The organism is Azospira sp. MPR-E4 (assembly GCF_058809645.1).
Genome location: NZ_JBXAST010000006.1, coordinates 1 through 15,945, shown reverse-complemented (window position 1 = coordinate 15,945; position 15,945 = coordinate 1). Strand labels below are relative to the sequence as shown.

The 15,945-nt window shown below is 65.2% G+C and carries 15 protein-coding genes; 8 read left to right on the top strand and 7 right to left on the bottom strand.

What is annotated here, in order from left to right:
* The 3 genes from AC1RTA_RS03185 to AC1RTA_RS03175 all read right to left on the bottom strand — a co-directional run bounded on the left by AC1RTA_RS03185 (nt 1) and on the right by AC1RTA_RS03175 (nt 4,174).
* Nucleotides 1–324 carry a hypothetical protein gene (locus tag AC1RTA_RS03185; RefSeq protein ID WP_014236962.1) on the bottom strand — a complete coding sequence of 108 codons (324 nt, stop codon included), beginning with the start codon at nt 322–324 and terminating at the stop codon, nt 1–3.
* Nucleotides 321–2,861 (bottom strand): EAL domain-containing protein, encoded by a 2,541-nt coding sequence (locus tag AC1RTA_RS03180; protein WP_152089558.1) that lies wholly within the window; start codon nt 2,859–2,861, stop codon nt 321–323. The genes AC1RTA_RS03185 and AC1RTA_RS03180 overlap by 4 nt, the downstream gene beginning before the upstream one ends.
* Nucleotides 2,862–3,004: 143 nt before the next feature.
* Nucleotides 3,005–4,174, bottom strand: a complete 1,170-nt coding sequence (locus AC1RTA_RS03175; protein WP_492783935.1) for a mandelate racemase/muconate lactonizing enzyme family protein — start codon at nt 4,172–4,174, stop codon at nt 3,005–3,007.
* A gap of 137 nt (nt 4,175–4,311) precedes the next feature.
* Here AC1RTA_RS03175 and AC1RTA_RS03170 point away from each other — a divergent pair, with 137 nt between their 5' ends.
* A complete protein-coding gene (locus AC1RTA_RS03170) occupies nt 4,312–5,199 on the top strand; it encodes a LysR family transcriptional regulator (RefSeq protein ID WP_492783934.1) in 888 nt (295 codons plus the stop codon).
* Between the two features lie 45 nt (nt 5,200–5,244).
* On the opposite strand, the gene AC1RTA_RS03165 is transcribed toward AC1RTA_RS03170, so the two are convergent.
* From AC1RTA_RS03165 to AC1RTA_RS03155, 3 genes are read right to left on the bottom strand one after another with little or no spacing between them, the layout of a single operon-like run.
* The gene (locus AC1RTA_RS03165; protein ID WP_492783933.1) at nt 5,245–5,616 is read right to left on the bottom strand and encodes a DUF1304 domain-containing protein; all 372 of its coding nucleotides are present in this window, start codon (nt 5,614–5,616) and stop codon (nt 5,245–5,247) included.
* Nucleotides 5,617–5,652: 36 nt separating this feature from the next.
* Nucleotides 5,653–6,558, bottom strand: a complete 906-nt coding sequence (locus AC1RTA_RS03160; RefSeq protein WP_492783932.1) for a GIDE domain-containing protein — start codon at nt 6,556–6,558, stop codon at nt 5,653–5,655.
* Complete coding sequence (locus AC1RTA_RS03155; protein ID WP_492783931.1) at nt 6,555–7,127, bottom strand: LemA family protein; 573 nt, start codon at nt 7,125–7,127, stop codon at nt 6,555–6,557. Before AC1RTA_RS03155 ends, AC1RTA_RS03160 begins: the two co-directional genes overlap by 4 nt.
* Nucleotides 7,128–7,232: 105 nt before the next feature.
* Here AC1RTA_RS03155 and AC1RTA_RS03150 point away from each other — a divergent pair, with 105 nt between their 5' ends.
* Together AC1RTA_RS03150 and AC1RTA_RS03145 are read left to right on the top strand one after the other, a co-directional pair.
* The gene (locus AC1RTA_RS03150) at nt 7,233–8,453 is read left to right on the top strand and encodes an MFS transporter (RefSeq protein WP_492783930.1); all 1,221 of its coding nucleotides are present in this window, start codon (nt 7,233–7,235) and stop codon (nt 8,451–8,453) included.
* A gap of 1 nt (nt 8,454) precedes the next feature.
* On the top strand, nt 8,455–8,589 hold the full coding sequence (locus AC1RTA_RS03145) for a hypothetical protein (protein ID WP_416242873.1): 135 nt from the start codon (nt 8,455–8,457) through the stop codon (nt 8,587–8,589).
* Here the strand turns inward: AC1RTA_RS03145 and AC1RTA_RS03140 are convergent.
* Entirely contained in the window at nt 8,577–9,485 is a 909-nt protein-coding gene (locus tag AC1RTA_RS03140; RefSeq protein ID WP_152089553.1) for an HDOD domain-containing protein, read from the bottom strand. The two genes, AC1RTA_RS03145 and AC1RTA_RS03140, sit on opposite strands and share 13 nt — an antisense overlap.
* 192 nt (nt 9,486–9,677) lie before the next feature.
* Here AC1RTA_RS03140 and rlmB point away from each other — a divergent pair, with 192 nt between their 5' ends.
* The 5 genes from rlmB (at nt 9,678) to AC1RTA_RS03115 (ending at nt 15,721) form a co-directional block, all read left to right on the top strand.
* Entirely contained in the window at nt 9,678–10,439 is a 762-nt protein-coding gene (gene rlmB, locus AC1RTA_RS03135; protein WP_492783929.1) for a 23S rRNA (guanosine(2251)-2'-O)-methyltransferase RlmB, read from the top strand.
* A gap of 77 nt (nt 10,440–10,516) precedes the next feature.
* Entirely contained in the window at nt 10,517–11,083 is a 567-nt protein-coding gene (locus tag AC1RTA_RS03130; protein ID WP_014236973.1) for a hypothetical protein, read from the top strand.
* Between the two features lie 374 nt (nt 11,084–11,457).
* Nucleotides 11,458–12,027 carry an alkyl hydroperoxide reductase subunit C gene (gene ahpC, locus AC1RTA_RS03125; RefSeq protein ID WP_014236974.1) on the top strand — a complete coding sequence of 190 codons (570 nt, stop codon included), beginning with the start codon at nt 11,458–11,460 and terminating at the stop codon, nt 12,025–12,027.
* A gap of 184 nt (nt 12,028–12,211) precedes the next feature.
* Nucleotides 12,212–13,774, top strand: coding sequence for an alkyl hydroperoxide reductase subunit F (gene ahpF, locus AC1RTA_RS03120; RefSeq protein WP_130458118.1), 1,563 nt, complete (start codon nt 12,212–12,214; stop codon nt 13,772–13,774).
* A 603-nt stretch (nt 13,775–14,377) separates the two neighbouring features.
* Nucleotides 14,378–15,721, top strand: a complete 1,344-nt coding sequence (locus AC1RTA_RS03115; protein WP_492783928.1) for a DUF6161 domain-containing protein — start codon at nt 14,378–14,380, stop codon at nt 15,719–15,721.
* Nucleotides 15,722–15,945 lie beyond the last annotated feature (224 nt).

Sequence of the window (15,945 nt, the reverse complement as noted above, 5' to 3'; positions counted from 1 at the left end):
TCAGGGCATCTCCAGTTGCCGCTGCAGCAGGACCTGGAACAGGGCCCGGCTGGCCTGACCGTGTCCGGCGTGGGCAAAGCGCCGCTCCATGCGCAGGCGGGCCTCCCCTTCGCGGCGGGCCATTTCCTCCGGGGTGGGCGGCGGCGGGGGCGGCGGCACCGGCACCGTGGCGATGCCCTGGCGGGCCAGCTGCTGCAGGCGGTGGGCATCGAGCCGGGAGCCGGCGGTGAGCAGCAACTGGCCTTCCCCGTCCGCCAGGTCGGCGGCCAGGGGGGTGCCGGGGATCACCTCGGCCAGGGGCAGCCAGCGCGGTTCCTGGTTCATGACGGACTCGTCGGCATCAGGGTGATGGCCAGGCCCCGGCCGGCGGAGGCAAGGCCGAGGGAATGGCTGCGGGCCAGGAAGGTGCGCTCGCGCAGCTGCAGGGGTGTTTCCTTGACCCCCTGGCGCAGCAGCAGGTCGCAGGTGGCCGGGGGCAGTACGGAGTCCAGGGGCTCGCCCAGCAGCCCGCCCTGGGAGCCGAGGAGGTTTTCGGCCTGGCCGTTCATGGTGACGATGATGCCTTCGTCGTCCACCCCGAGCAGGGGCCAGGGCAGGATTTCCAGCACTTCGTGCAGCACGTCCAGGGCCGTCTCGTTGCGGTTGATGCGCTGCTCCCGCTCTTCCAGCAGTTGCTGCAGGCGGCCGTTGGCGCTTTCCAGTTCCCGGTTGGCCAGCTGCACGGCGCTGGAGAGGCGCCGGTTCTCGTCCGCCAGTTCCTTCTGGTGGAAGGCCTCGGCGATGTGCTCCTTGAGCTGCTCGTCGTCCCAGGGCTTGGTCAGGAACTTGTAGATGGCGCCCTCGTTGATGGCGCTGGTGACGGATTGCAGCTCGGTATAGCCGGAGAGGACGATGCGGATGCTTTCCGGATGCAGCACCTTGGCCCGGCGCAGGAATTCCACCCCGGTCATGCCGGGCATGCGCTGGTCGGAAATGATGACGTCCACCGGGTGTTCGGCCAGGAGCTTGAGGCCTTCCTCGCCGCCGCTGGCGATCCGGATGTCGTAGCCTTCCTTGCGCAGCAGGCGCTTCATGGCGGAGAGGATGTTTTCCTCGTCGTCCACCAGGAGCAGGGTGCGCTTTCTTTCCCGGGGATGGATCAGATCCTCGGGGATGGTCTTGCCGTTTTCCAGCATGATTTCCATCTCCTCCGCCGGAACCGGCCGGCTGAAATAATACCCCTGGATTTCGTCGCAGCGGTTGGCGATGAGCAGGGCGAGCTGGGCTTCCGTTTCCACCCCCTCGGCGATGACCTTCATCTGCAGGGCATGGGCCATGGTGATGACGGCCCGGGTGATGGAGACGTCGTTGGGGTCGGCGACGATGTCCTGGACGAAGGAGCGGTCCACCTTCACTGCATCCAGGGGGAAGCGCTTCAGATAGGAGAGGCTGGAATAGCCGGTGCCGAAGTCGTCCACCGACAGGCGTACGCCCAGGGCCCGCAGTTCGCCGAGGGTGGCGATGGTCTCCTCCACGTCCTCCATCAGCATGGATTCGGTCAGTTCCAGTTCCAGCCAGCGGGCGGCCAGCCCGGTTTCCTCCAGGACCTGGCGCACCTGCTGCACCAGATTGCCCTCCCGCAGCTGCCGGGCCGAGAGATTGACGGCCACGGAGAACGGGCCCAGGCCCCGGGCATGCCAGCGACTGGCCTGGAGGCAGGCCTGGTGCATGACCCAGCGGCCCACGGCCACCACCTGGCCGCTTTCCTCCATGGCCTGGATGAATTCGGCGGGGGAAATGAGGCCGTGCTGGGGATGCTGCCAGCGGATCAGGGCTTCGGCGCCGATGATGGTGCCGTTGTTGCAGCTGACCTTGGGCTGGTAATGCAGGACGAACTGGTTTTCCTGCACCGCCAGGCGCAGGGCCTGTTCCGTCTGCTGGCGGCTGCGCAGGCGCTCGTTGGCGGCAGCCTCGAAGAAGCGGAAAGTGCCGCCGCCGTGCTGCTTGGCGTCGTGCAGGGCAGTCTCGGCCCGGTACAGCAGCTGGTCGGCGGAAGTGCCGTCGGAGGGATAGACGGCGATGCCCAGGCTGGCCCCCAGATAGACGTCGCTGCCCTCCACCTCGAGGGAGGTGGCGGTGAGGTCGATCAGGCGGCGGGCGGCCTGGGAGATGTCGAGGCCGCCCTCGTCCGTCAGCAGCAGGCCGAACAGGTCGCCTCCCAGGCGGCCCAGCAGGTCGCCGCCGCGCAGGTCCCGGCGCAGGCGCTGGGCCAGTTGGGCCAGGGCGGCGTCGCCGATGCGGTAGCCTAGGTTCTCATTGACGTTCTGGAAACCGTCCAGGCCCAGACAGAGCAGGGCGGCCTGGCTCTGCCGGCGTTCGGCGTGGCGCAGGGCTTCCACCAGCTGTTCGCGGAACTGGTTGCGGTTGGGCAGGCCGGTGAGGCCGTCGAAATGGGTCAGGTGGTGGGCCCGGGCCTCGGCCGCCAGGACGTCGGAAACGTCGAAGGCGATGCCGCCGATGGTGTGGGGCCGGGGGCCGTCGCCGATGGCAAAGCTCTTCATGTGCAGCCAGCGCACCTCCTCCCTCTCGGTGAGAATGCGGAAGCGGATGTCCAGGCCGCCGTGGGGGCGGCGCCGGATGGCGTCCCGCAGGCGCTGCTGCTCCTCCGGATGGACCTGGTGAAGCCAGTCGTGGCGGTCCTGGTAGAGGCTTTCCCGGCTGGCGCCCCACACCTTCTCGTAGGCCGGGTTGGCGTAGATCACCCGGCGCGAGGCCACGTCCACCAGCCACAGACTTTCCGGCAGGAACTCTGCCATCTGGGCGATGCGCTCTGCCACGGCGTCGCTGGGGCCGGTGCAGGGGACGTGGGTGAAAGGGGGCATGGGGCGGCCTGGGAGGATTTTCTGGTGTATTTGTAGCAAATATCCCTGCTGGCATACACCTAGGTCAAACCCCAGTCGCTGGGCCCCCGGGGGCTGGCCGCCGCTGGCGGGCCGGGCCGGCTGGCCGCAAGCGGCGCCCCTGCTCAGGCTTCGCCCAGGGCCTTCATCTCGGCGTAGAGGTCGGCCTTGCCTTCGAAGCCGATGCCCGGCAGTTCCGGCAGGGTGACGATGCTGTCCTTCACCTGCACGCCATCGGGGAAACCGCCGAAGGGCTGGAACAGGTCCGGGTAGGATTCGTTGCCGCCCAGGCCCAGGCCGGCGGCGATGGCCAGGGACATCTGGTGGCCGCCGTGGGGAATGCAGCGGGAGGGGCTCCAGCCGTGCTCCTTGAGCATGTCGAGGGTGCGCAGGTATTCCACCAGGCCGTAGGAGAGGGCGCAGTCGAACTGCAGCCAGTCCCGGTCGGCCCGCATGCCGCCGTAGCGGATCAGGTTGCGGGCGTCCTGCATGGAGAAGAGGTTCTCGCCGGTGGCCATGGGGCCGGCGTAGTGATTGGCCAGCTCGGCCTGCAGGGCGTAATCCAGAGGGTCGCCGGCCTCCTCGTACCAGAACAGGTCGTACTGGGAGAGGGCCTTGGCGTAGTCGATGGCGGTGGGCAGATCGAAGCGGCCGTTGGCATCCACCGCCAGCTTGCAGCCGGCAGGCAGGATGGAGAGCACGGCCTCGATGCGCTTCAGGTCGTCGGCCAGGGTGCCGCCGCCGATTTTCTTTTTCACCACCTTGTAGCCCCGGTCCAGGTAGCCCTGCATCTCGTTCTTCAGGGCCTGCAGGTCCTGGCCCGGCCAGTAGTAGCCGCCGGCGGCGTAGACGAACACCTCCCGCTTCGGGGTGCCGTTGCCGTAGCGCTCGGCCAGCAGCTGGTAGAGGGGCTTGCCCTCGATCTTGGCTACCGCGTCCCAGATGGCCATGTCCAGTGTGCCCACGGCGACGGAGCGCTCGCCGTGGCCGCCGGGCTTCTCGTTGTTCATCATGCAGGCCCACACCTTGTGGGGGTCCAGGTTGTTGCCGGAGTCGTCGAGTAGGGAATCGGGGGCGGCTTCGAGAATGCGGGGACGGAAGCGTTCCCGGATCAGGCTGCCCTGGCCGTAGCGGCCGTTGGAATTGAAGCCGTAGCCCACCACCGGCTTGCCGTCGCGGATGACGTCGGTGACCACCGCCACCAGGGACAGGGTCATCTTGGAAAAGTCGATGTAGGCGTTGCGGATGGGGGAGGAGATGGGCCGGGTCACTTCCCGGATATCGACGATGCGCATGGGGTTTTCCTTCTCGGAACAGTTGGCAGGGGCCGGTCGGGCGGCGAACGAGACGAAGGTTAGTCCCTCTTGCGTGGTTTATAGTTAAGCCAAATTCACAACATTGATGAACGAAAGTTATCAATGAGAGGCGCCCCATGAATACCGCTTCCGAACTGGAGTTTTTCGTCCTCCTGGCCCGCCAGGGCAGCCTGGCCGCCGCTGCCCGGGAACTCCACCTAACCGCCCCGGCCCTGAGCAAGCGCCTGGCCCAGCTGGAATCACGGCTGGGGGTGCGGCTGGTGCAGCGCACCACCCGGCGCATGAGCCTGACCGCCGAAGGGGAGGTGTTCCTGGCCCGGGCCCGGACCATCCTGGAAGACATAAGGGAGCTGGAGAACGAGGTGGCCGGCAGCAAGGCGGCGCCCCGGGGGCGGCTGCGCATCAACGCCACCCTGGGCTTCGGGCGCAGCCACATCGCCCCCCTGGTGAGCGAGTTCGTGCGCCAGCACCCGGCGGTGGAAGTGCAACTGCAACTCACCGACCGGCCCCTCAACCTGGCGGAGCAGGGCTTCGACCTGGGCCTGCGCTTCGGCGAGCCGCCGGACGCCCGCCTGGCGGCGCGCAAGATCCTCTCCAACCGCCGCTTCGTCTGCGCCTCGCCCCGCTACCTGGAGGCCCATGGCGAGCCGCAAAGCCCGGAGGAACTGGCCCGCCACGCCTGCATCATTCACCGCCAGAACGACGAGGATTACCACCTGTGGCGCTTCGCCAAGGGCAAGGAGAGCGTGGCGGTGAAGGTGCGGGGCGGCCTGTCGAGCAACGACGGCGACGTGGTGCAGCAATGGGCCCTGGAAGGCCAGGGCCTGGTGGTGCGCTCCGAATGGGATGCGGCCAAGTACCTGGAGAGCGGCCGCCTGCGGGCGGTGCTGGTCGAGTGGTCCCTGCCGCCGGCGGACCTCTACGCCATCTACCCGCCCCGCCTCAACCTCTCGGCACGGCTGCGGGCCTTCCTGGATTTCCTGGCGGCCCGCTTCAATCCCTGATGGCCACCCGGCCTGGTGCGCCGGCCCTGGCCGGGTGCGGGCGGCTTACAGTGCCGCCAGCAGATTGAGCCCCAGGGCCAGGGCCCCGGGCAGAGCCTGGACGAAGAGGATGCGGCGGCTGGCGGTGGCGGCGCCGAAGATGCCGGCTACCACCACGCAACCGAGGAAGAAGCAGCGGATGGAGAAGCCGGCCTCGCCCGGCAGCAGCCCCCATAGCAGGCCGGCGGCGAGGAAGCCGTTGTAGAGGCCCTGGTTGGCGGCCAGGACCCGGGTGGCGGCGGCGAACTCCGGTGTCAGGCCGAAGGCCTTGCGGCCCTTCGGGGTGTTCCAGCAGAACATTTCCAGCACCAGGATGTAGGCGTGGAGCAGGGCCACCAACAGGGTGGCGACGGCGGCAGCGGTGCTGAGGACGGTCATGTTGTCTCCTTGGGGGATGGGCGGTGCCCGGTTTTTTTATAGTTGTTGCCAGACCCAGGGCAGGGCGCCCAGGGCGGCGAAAAAGACGGCCAGGTGGAAAAGGGCCCACAGGCCGTAGCGCCGGGCCAGCTTTTCCGGCGCCAGGTTGGCAATGAGGTAGAGCCGGCCGCCATCGGGGCGGCCCATGAGGTGGATGTCGGGAACGGCCCGGGCCTGGCGGTGCAGCTGCGCCACCTCGCGCCGGGCGGCCTGGCGGGCCAGCCGCCATTCCTCCATGTCCAGCTCGCCGTCGCCGTTGAGGTCGAAGCGCCGGTGCAGTTCCTCCGGGTTGCGCTTCCACTCGGCCAGCACCTGCTTCAGGTCCTCCGCCGGGTCCAGCAGGGCGTCGCCGCCGCCCCGGGTGTGGAAGCCGCCCAGGACATAGATGTCGTCGCCGTCCCGCAGGGTCCATTCGGTATGGCGGTAGTCGCCCTCGCTCCACTGCTGCTTGTGCCGGGTGTGGATTTCGGCACCGGCCGGGTCCACGGCGCAGAGGCCGCTGCCATCGTCGAGGACGAAGGAAGCCTCGCTTTCGTCCCGGTTGATGACCTTCCACTGGTTTTCCGAATCCTTCTGCTCCGTGGTGTTGCGATACCACAGGCAGCGGCCGCCGCTGAGGGGCGAGACCAGGGGCAGACCGGCCATGGGGCGGCCGCTGCCCTGCAGCTCGACGTAGCCCTGGGCGGCGGAAGCGATGCGGGAGGTGGGGGTGTCGGCGATGGCCCGGCGCCGCTTGAGGGCGCCGCTCCAGGCCCACAGGCTGAGCAGGGCCATCAACCCGAGGCAGACGCTCCAGCCCAGGGGCGATTCGGTCTGGGCCCCGATCACCAGCAGAGCCAGCTGGGCGCCCGAGGTGATCCACTGGCCCGTCTGCCAGTGGAGCTTGAAGTGGCGGGGGATCAACTGAAGAGCTGCTTGATGTCCACGTCCGCCTTTTCGGCGGCAGCAAATTCCAGCAGGGGCTGGGGATCGAAGCGGAACAGGCGGGCGATGATGGCGTCGGGGAACTGGTCCACCCGCACGTTGTTGATGTTCACCGCCTCGTTGTACAGCTCGCGGCGGTCGGCGATGGAGTTTTCCAGGGCGGTGATGCGCTGCTGCAGCTGCATGAAGTGCTCGTTGGCCTTGAGTTCGGGATAGGCCTCGGCGACGGCGAAGAGCCGGCCAAGACCCAGGCGCAGCGCGCCTTCCGCCTCGCCCAGGGCGCCCACGTCCTGGGCCTGACGGGCGTTTTGCACCTGGCTGCGGGCCTCGATCACCCGTTGCAGGGTGCTCTGTTCGAATTCCTTGTACTGCTTGCACACCTCCACCAGCTTGGGCAGTTCGTCGTGGCGCTGCTTGAGCAGCACGTCGATATTGGCCCAGGCCTTGGCGACGCCGTGCTTGAGACCCACCAGTCCGTTGTAGAGGGTGATGCCGTAGATCAGGGCCACCACCACCAGGCCGAGGAAAATCATGCCGCCTACGCTCATTGTCAGCGCTCCCTGTTGATTGACGTGGGAATAATACCGGCTTTGAACTGTGCCGTCCCCGGCCTGCCTATAATGGCGGACCCCATGCTGCAGAGAACAAACAACATGTCCCCATCGAGCCCGTCCACCTGGCGCACGCCGACCCTGATCCTGGTCTGCGGCTGCATCATCCTCACCCTCTCCATGGGCATCCGCCATACCGGCGGCCTCTTCCTGCAGCCCATGACCGGCGCCCTGGGCTGGAACCGGGAAGTCTTCTCCTTCGCCTTCGCCATCCAGAACCTGGTGTGGGGCCTGGGCTCGCCCTTCGCCGGCGCCTTCGCCGACCGCTACGGTGCCGGCCGGGTGATCGTCGCCTCGGCCCTGCTCTATGTCGTCGGCCTGGCCCTGATGGCCGTTTCCAGCACCGGCCTGGCTCTCGATCTGTCCGCCGGAGTGCTGGTGGGCCTGGGGCTGTCGGGCACCACCTTCGCCGTCATCATGGGTGTCATCGGCCGCCACACGACGCCGGAAAAGCGCAGCCTGGCCTTGGGCATCGCCAGCGCTGGCGGCTCCTTCGGCCAGTTCGCCGTGCTGCCCATCGGCCAGGCCCTGATCAGCAGCTTCGGCTGGCAGGCCGCCCTGTTCCTCCTGGCCTGCGGCGTCGGCCTCATCGCGCCCCTGGCCTATGCCATGGCCGACGGCCACAAGCATGCGAGCGGCGCCGGCCAGTCCGCCGGGGCCGCCCTGGTGGAGGCGGGCGGGCAGAGGAGTTTCCACTACCTGTTCTGGAGCTACTTCGTGTGCGGCTTCCAGACCGCCTTCATCATGCTGCACCTGCCGTCCTTCGCCGTGGATTCGGGCTTCTCCGCCAACGTCGGCATGACCGGCATCGCCCTTATCGGCCTCTTCAACATCTTCGGCTCCTTCCTCTTCGGCTGGGCCGGCGGCAAGGGCAGCAAGAAGAACTTGCTGATGCTGATCTACGGCGCCCGGGTGGTGGTCATCGGCGCCTTCATGCTGGTCCCGCTGTCGGTGGCCAGCATCTGGATCTTCTCCGCCTGCATGGGCCTGCTGTGGCTGGCCACGGTGCCCCTCACCAACGGGCTCATCGCCCAGGTCTTCGGCCTGCGCTTCATGTCCATGCTGGCCGGCATCGTCTTCCTCGGCCACCAGCTGGGCAGCTTCCTCGGCGCCTGGCTGGGCGGCATGATCTTCGACAAGACCGGCTCCTACGACCTGGCCTGGCTGCTCTCCATCGGTCTTTCGGTGATCGCCGCCATCCTCTGCTGGCCCATCGACGAGCGGCCCGTGCAGCGGGCCGAGCCGAAGCCGGCGGGGGCCTGAGATGGCCCGCCACTGGCGCTGGTTTTTCTGGGGAGTGGGGGCGGCCCTGGCGGCCGCCCTGCTGGCGCTGATCTTTCTCGGTTACCAGGCGCCGGAACTGCTGCTGGACCTGGCCAACCTGCGCTACTGCGGCTGAGCCGGGGGCTCGGTTGGGTCGGCGGTCCCGGCGTCGGCCTCGTCGCTGAGGCCCAGTTCCGCCGCCTCCATTTCCGGCGGGATGGGGGCGCCGGCTTTCTTCATCACCGTATACACATGGACGTGCAGGAATTCGGCGATGTCCCGGTAGTCGTCGGGCAGGGCCGCGTCATCCCAGCCGTTGGCCGAATGGCGGGCCAGATTGACGGCCAGCAGGACATTGCGCACCCGGGGGGCGCTGGCCTGTTCCTCGTCGGTGAGCTTAAGCATCAGCTCGGGCAGGTTCCAGGCCCGGCACAGGGCCTGCTGCATTTCGGCGAAGTGGGCGCCGAGCACGGTTTCCTGGGCGGTGACGGAGCGCAGGGCACGGTCCGACTTCTGCAGGGCCTTGATCTGCAGGGCCAGCTTGGGGGCGCAGCACCACAGCAGCAGTTCGGGCAGTTCGTGGAGCAGGGTGGCCACCACGATTTCTTCCATGTTCAGGTCGTGCCGCCACAGGGCCCAGTCGTAGGCGTACTGGGCGGCCCGCTGGGCGCGCCGGACCACGTTGATGAGGCCGAGCAGGGCCTGGGGCTGCTCCTTCAGGGTGTCTTCCACCATGGGCAGGTTCTCGAACTTCTTGAAGAAGGGTTCGATGCCCAAAAGGACCACGGCCTGGTCGATGGTGGTGACGTCGTTGCGCAGGCGGGAGCCGCGCAGGGGCTGGATGTAGGCCAGCATGCGCACGGTCATCATGGGGTCCTGCAGGATGATGCTGGCGATCTCCCGGCCGCTGATGCTGTCCATGCGTTCCCGCGCCTCTTCCAGGCGCCGCACGGTGTGCCGCAAGACGGGCAGTTCCTGTTCGGAGAAGAACAGGACCCAGGAATCCAGGCTGGGAAGGGCGTGATCGAGCATGATGGGCCGTAGTTAAAAAATCGCTGTAATAAAAGCCTTCAACTGACTGATTTAACGGCATCAGTTCCGCCGACTTGAATACTAGCCGGGGCCTATGGGGCGGGCAAGGCATTTCTCTTGCCGGCGCCGGGCTGGGGCCGGCCCGGGCCTTGGTCTACAATGGCGGCCCGAACCGTTTCCGATTGCCTCCCCATGTCCCAGGCCGCTCCCGAAAAGAATCACCCCACCCGCCTCATCCACGGCTTCCATGCCGTCATCGCCAAGCTGCGCCACAATCCGGATGCGGTGAAGGAGGTGTACCTGGACCAGAGCCGCAAGGACGCCCGGGCCAAGGACCTGCTGCGCCATGCGGAGGCCCAGGGCATCCGCGTCATTCCCGCCGACGCCAAGCGCCTCGACGGCCTGGCCCCGGGCCAGCGGCACCAGGGCGTGGTGGCCAAGGTGGACGCCAACGAGCGCCAGGTGACCCTGGACGACGTGCTCGACACCCTGGAGGAGCCGCCCCTGCTGCTGGTGCTGGACGGCGTCACCGATCCCCACAACCTGGGTGCCTGCCTGCGGGTGGCCGATGCCGTCGGCGCCCACGCGGTGATCGCTCCCAAGGACCGCTCCGTCGGCCTCACCAACACCGTGCTGAAGGTGGCCAGCGGCGCCGCCGAGACCGTGCCCTACATCACCGTCACCAACCTGGCCCGCACCCTGCGCGAACTGAAGGAGCGGGACATCTGGATCATCGGCACCGCCGACCAGGCCGACGGCGACCTGTACACCGCCGAGTGGCCCAAGGGCACCGCCTGGGTCCTGGGGGCCGAGGGCGAGGGCATGCGCCGCCTGACCCGGGAGACCTGCGACCAGCTGGTGCGCATTCCCATGTTCGGCAGCGTCGAGAGCCTCAACGTCTCCGTCGCCTCCGGCGTCTGCCTCTACGAAGCCCGCCGCCGCCTGCAGCCCTAAGCGTCCCGGGGCCCGCCGCCCCGGCTGGCATCCGTCTTGCAATAAGCCTTCGCAAAACCATATGCGGAGGCTTTTTCATGTTCGTGAGCGCCACGTCGCTCGCCTTTCCCCAGGCAGCCTATCAGGCCCAGGCACGGGCCGGCAGCGCCCCGGAAGCTGCGCCAAAACAGGTGCTTCCAGCCGTTGCGGCCAGTCTGACCGAAGCGGTGGACGGCCAGCAGGTCGATGCCGCGCGGCAGTGGCTGTCCGCCGAGGTGGCGGATTTTGCCGCCGAGGTCGGCAAGAAATTCCGCGAAGAGGGGCTTCGCACCTCGCCGGAACCCATGCTGGCCGTCGCTTCCGATGGGCATGTGACGGTGGTCAACAACACTCCGGACCGTCAGCAGATCGAGCGCCTGTTCGCCGCCAATGCCGAACTGACCCAGCGCTTTACCGCCATCGCCGCCACGGCCGAGACCGTGCAGGCTGCCGACGATCAGCAGGCCTTCGTCGACCAGTACCAGGCCCTGGCCGGCGACGCCAAGGCCCAGAAAGCCCTGGTCAGCCAGGAGGCGGCCCGCAGCGGCAACCTCCGTTTCCATCTCGTTCTCACTCCCCACGGCCCGGAATATTTTTTCCCCGGGGTCTTGCGCGCCTCGGCCTGAATGTGCCCTCCGCCGCCCCTGCCGCTTTTCGTGGCAGGGTAAGGCAATCCCAGTAACGGCGGGCCCTGGCGGCTGCTGCCCCCAGCTCTCCCACAGGGTTATCCACAGGAAATGTGGATGACTTTCCCCGCTGCCGCGGAACATCTGCCGGCCTTTCGCTGTCCCTTCTCCCTTAAGCCCAGGTTTCATCTGCTCCCATGTCGGCGTCTGCCGCCGGTCGGGGCCCCGTGCCGGAAGCTGTTTCATTTGCCGATAGTCATTGACTATCTTAAATATGAAGACAATCAATTAGAGTAATTTCGCCGGGGTCTTTACTATTCACCCATCGCATCACCCAACCCCAACTTTGTTTCATCAACTCAGGAGATAAAACGATGAGCACTTCCTTGATCAACACCGTCATCCAGCCCTTCAACGTCAATGCCTTCCACAACGGCAAGTTCATCACCGTTTCCGACACCGACCTGAAGGGCAAGTGGTCCGTCCTGATTTTCATGCCCGCCGCCTTCACCTTCAACTGCCCCACCGAAATCGAAGACGCTGCCGACAACTACGCCGAATTCCAGAAGGCCGGTGCCGAGGTGTACATCGTCACCACCGACACCCACTTCTCCCACAAGGTGTGGCACGAAACCTCCCCCGCCGTGGGCAAGGCCAAGTTCCCCCTGATCGGTGACCCCACCCACCAGCTGACCAACGCCTTCGGCGTGCATATCCCCGAAGAAGGCCTGGCCCTGCGCGGTACCTTCATCATCAACCCGGACGGCGTGATCAAGACCCTGGAAATCCACTCCAACGAAATCGCTCGCGACGTTTCCGAAACCCTGCGCAAGCTGAAGGCCGCCCAATACACCGCCGCCAACCCCGGCCAGGTGTGCCCCGCCAAGTGGAAGGAAGGCGCCAAGACCCTGGCTCCCTCCATCGACCTGGTCGGCAAGATCTAAGACCTTCTTCCTTCCGCAGCGCGGTGCCCGGCCAGCCGGGCCCGCCGCGGCGGATTGCAGCGCAAAGGCGCCCGCCGGGTGTGCTCCCGCACATCCATCCCCATGCGGGCGCCTTTCCATTGCATGCCGCACCGTATTTCATCCGTTTCCGTACAGCATCGCTTCGATTTAGGGAGATAAGACCATGCTCGACAGCAGCATCAAGACCCAGCTCAAGGCTTACCTTGAAAAACTCGTCCAGCCCATCGAACTGGTGGCCTCCCTGGACGATTCCGCCACCGCCCAGGAAATGCGCAGCCTGCTGGCCGACATCGCCGAACTGTCCGACAAGGTGAGCCTGCGCGAAGACGGCCAGGCCGCCCGCCGTCCCTCCTTCGGCATCGCCCGGGCCGGCCAGAACCCCCGCATCCACTTCGCCGGCATCCCCATGGGCCACGAATTCACCTCCCTGGTGCTGGCCTTGCTGCAGAGCGGCGGTCACCCGCCCAAGGTGGAGGCCGAGGTGGTCGAGCAGATCAAGGGCCTGGACGGCAAGTTCAGCTTCGAGACCTTCATCTCCCTCTCCTGCCACAACTGCCCGGACGTGGTGCAGGCACTCAACACCATGGCCGTGCTCAACCCCAATGTGGAAGCGGTGATGATCGACGGCGGCGTCTTCCAGCAGGAAGTGGAAGAGCGCCAGATCATGGGCGTGCCCGCCATCTACCTCAACGGCCAGGCCTTCGGCTCCGGCCGCATGGAGCTGGGCGAAATCCTGGCCAAGGTGGATACGGGCGCCGCTGCCCGGGATGCGGCCAAGCTCTCCGACAAGGAAGTATTCGACGTGCTGGTGGTGGGCGGTGGCCCGGCCGGCGCCGCCGCCGCCATCTACGCCGCCCGCAAGGGCATCCGCACCGGCGTGGTGGCCGAGCGCTTCGGCGGCCAGGTGCTGGACACCCTGGGCATCGAGAACTTCATTTCCGTCAAGGAAACCGAAGGTCCCAAGCTGGCCATGGCCCTGGAGCAGCACGTGCGCGAATACGAGGTGGACATCATGAACCTGCAGCGCGCCGCCGCCCTCAAGCCCGCCGCCAACGGCCAGCCCGCCGAAGTGACCCTGGCCAACGGCGCCGTGTTGAAGAGCAAGACCGTGATCCTCTCCACCGGCGCCCGCTGGCGTGAAATGAACGTGCCCGGCGAAGCCGAGTACCGCACCAAGGGCGTGGCCTACTGCCCCCACTGCGACGGCCCCCTGTTCAAGGGCAAGCGCGTCGCCGTGATCGGCGGCGGCAACTCCGGCGTCGAGGCTGCAATCGACCTGGCCGGCATCGTCGCCCACGTCACCCTGCTGGAATTCGGCAAGGAAATGCGGGCCGACGCCGTGCTGCAGAAGAAGCTGCTCAGCCTGCCCAACGTCACGGTGATTACCGAAGCCCAGACCACGGAAGTGACCGGCGACGGCCAGAAGGTGAACGGCCTCAAGTACAAGGACCGGGTCAGCGGCGAGGAAAAGACCGTCGCCCTGGAAGGCATCTTCGTGCAGATCGGCCTGCTGCCCAACACCGATTGGCTCAAGGGCGCCGTCGAACTCTCCGACCGGGGTGAGATCGTCATCAACGCCAAGGGCGAGACCTCCGCCGAAGGCGTCTTCGCCGCCGGCGACTGCACCACCGTGCCCTACAAGCAGATCATCATCGCCATGGGCGAGGGCGCCAAGGCCAGCCTCTCGGCCTTCGACCACCTGATCCGCAGCTCGGCCCCGGCCTGAGTTATTTCCTGTTTCTCCTGTAGCAAGCCAGCAAGAAGCCCGTCCCGGAGGTTCCGGGGCGGGTTTTTTGTTATGGGGTGTTGTTGGTTTGTCTTGAGGGGGAGTCTTCGGGCGTGGTTTGGTGATTTTGCGGCTGTGTTCCGCGCCTGACGCGCGGGTTACTTATTCTTGTCTCGCCAAGAATAAGTAACCAACAAGAAGGCGACCCTCACCCCTGGCCCTGCGGGCTTCCCTGCGCTGCTCAGTCGGACGGGGCGGCTGCGGAACTCGGCCCTGCGGGCCTCAGACAGTCCTCGCCGAAAGCCCCCCGCCCGCCTTGCGCTGCTCGGCGGGGGTGGAAGGGGATGGGAAACCGGTGGCGTGGCGATGGTTATCGGCCAGCAGTTGCTATTAAGCGATTTGCTCAATAACCCCCTGGCTGAATTTCGATGGTCATCACTCTGTTAATCGAGTTGAAGCCAAAACCTACTTGCTGAGCGGCTAATAGAGCAGTGTCTGAAAAGACCAGATGGCGCTTGATATGCAATGGAGTCATCACTTCTGCGAGGGGAAAGTGGCCTTTGATAAACTAATGACATACATATTTCAGGCGTAGGGAGTCACATGAGCCAAGTCGAAGAAAATAAGCCTTATCTGTCAGTTGATTTCGGAGAGCATGGGGGGCGCTTCGACTGGATGAGTGCAGATGAGGCATTGGTCTGGATCAATCAACTCAGGGATCAGTGGGCTTGGATTTCAAAGATAGGGCATCAGGCAACAGGCAGGGTTTGGAACACTATTTCCAACGAACTCAACTCAGCCATTGGTAGCATTCAACAGGCACTGGGCTATCAAAGCCAAGGAAGACCAGGGGAAGTCGAAGGGCAGTTGGCAAATGCCCGTTCATCTCTCGAAAATTTCATCAAACGGAAAACCTGGCTGCTTCCTGATGATGCTCAACACCGATTTGTTGCTGAGATCAAAGAGGCAGGACAGGAAGTTGAAGCAGGGGTCATTGTTGCGAACTGGATGGGCATTGATCTAAATGGGGTACCTATTAGGTACGTTGTCTGGGCACTCATGCAGTGGGAGCTCTATGAGCGAGGAATCAAGGGCCGCGTGAAATCGGAGAGTGCTGCGTTAAAGCGTTTGGCTGGCGATATGCAAACTGTGCTTACCGGCTACCAAGAGACAGAGCGAACGCAGACGAGTCGGTTTGATAGCCTTCACTCCCAGATAACTGAGCAATCGTCTGGTCAGCAAGCTGAATTTATAGCAGCCCAGGACACTCGAGATAGAGAATGGCGGACCAAAATCGAGGAAACCCAGAGCGAACTCGATGCACTTAAACATATCTACGACAAGCATATGTCCCTTGCCGCACCAGTTGAATACTGGGAGGGGAAAAGAAAGAAGCACCGCCTTTTGACAGTGATTTCTTTTGTGGCAGTTGTGTTAAGCATGCTAGGTGTTGGATTCATGCTGCACAGCGAATTGCAAGACATCGGCAAAGCTGTCGAAGCAAACAGGGTCACGGTTGCCGCTGCTAAGACAATGGGTAATCAAACAACCAAGGATTCGAAGCAATCTCCGCAAACATCCTCCGATGCGTCGGCACACGATGCAACAACAGACGTTCATGTGTCACCTTCGAGCCAGGACTTGTTGCAGTCGGCCGCAACGTGGAAGATCGGATCGTTTGTTTTGCTTGCAACGCTTTGTTTCTGGTTTATCCGACTGCTAGTTAGGATTTTTCTCAGCAGTCTCCATCTTGAAAATGATGCTGCCGAGCGCGTGACAATGGCAAAAACTTATCTTGCGCTAATTAGAGATAGTGCCTTGCCGAAGGGGGAGAACATTTCCACCGTCTTGGCTGCTCTGTTCCGGCCAACCGGCGATGGGATCGTCAAGGATGAAGGGTTGCCGCCAACAGCTATGGAATGGCTGACGAAGCTAGGCGGTAAATAGGCCTGATGGCTGTGCGTTGATTTCTCACAGGTAGGTTCACTTACCGGTGGGCCATAGCGCAATTGGAAGAGAGCCAATTCGCCCTGTGCGGCGCCGAGCAACGGAGCTTGTGGCGGGACAAGGGCGAGCACTGTTTGAGGGCCTTTAGGCCCGAGTTGCGCAGCCCCCGCCGGAAGCGAGTAGCGCAGGGGACCCCGCGTAGCGGGGCGCCAAACCGGGCTCGC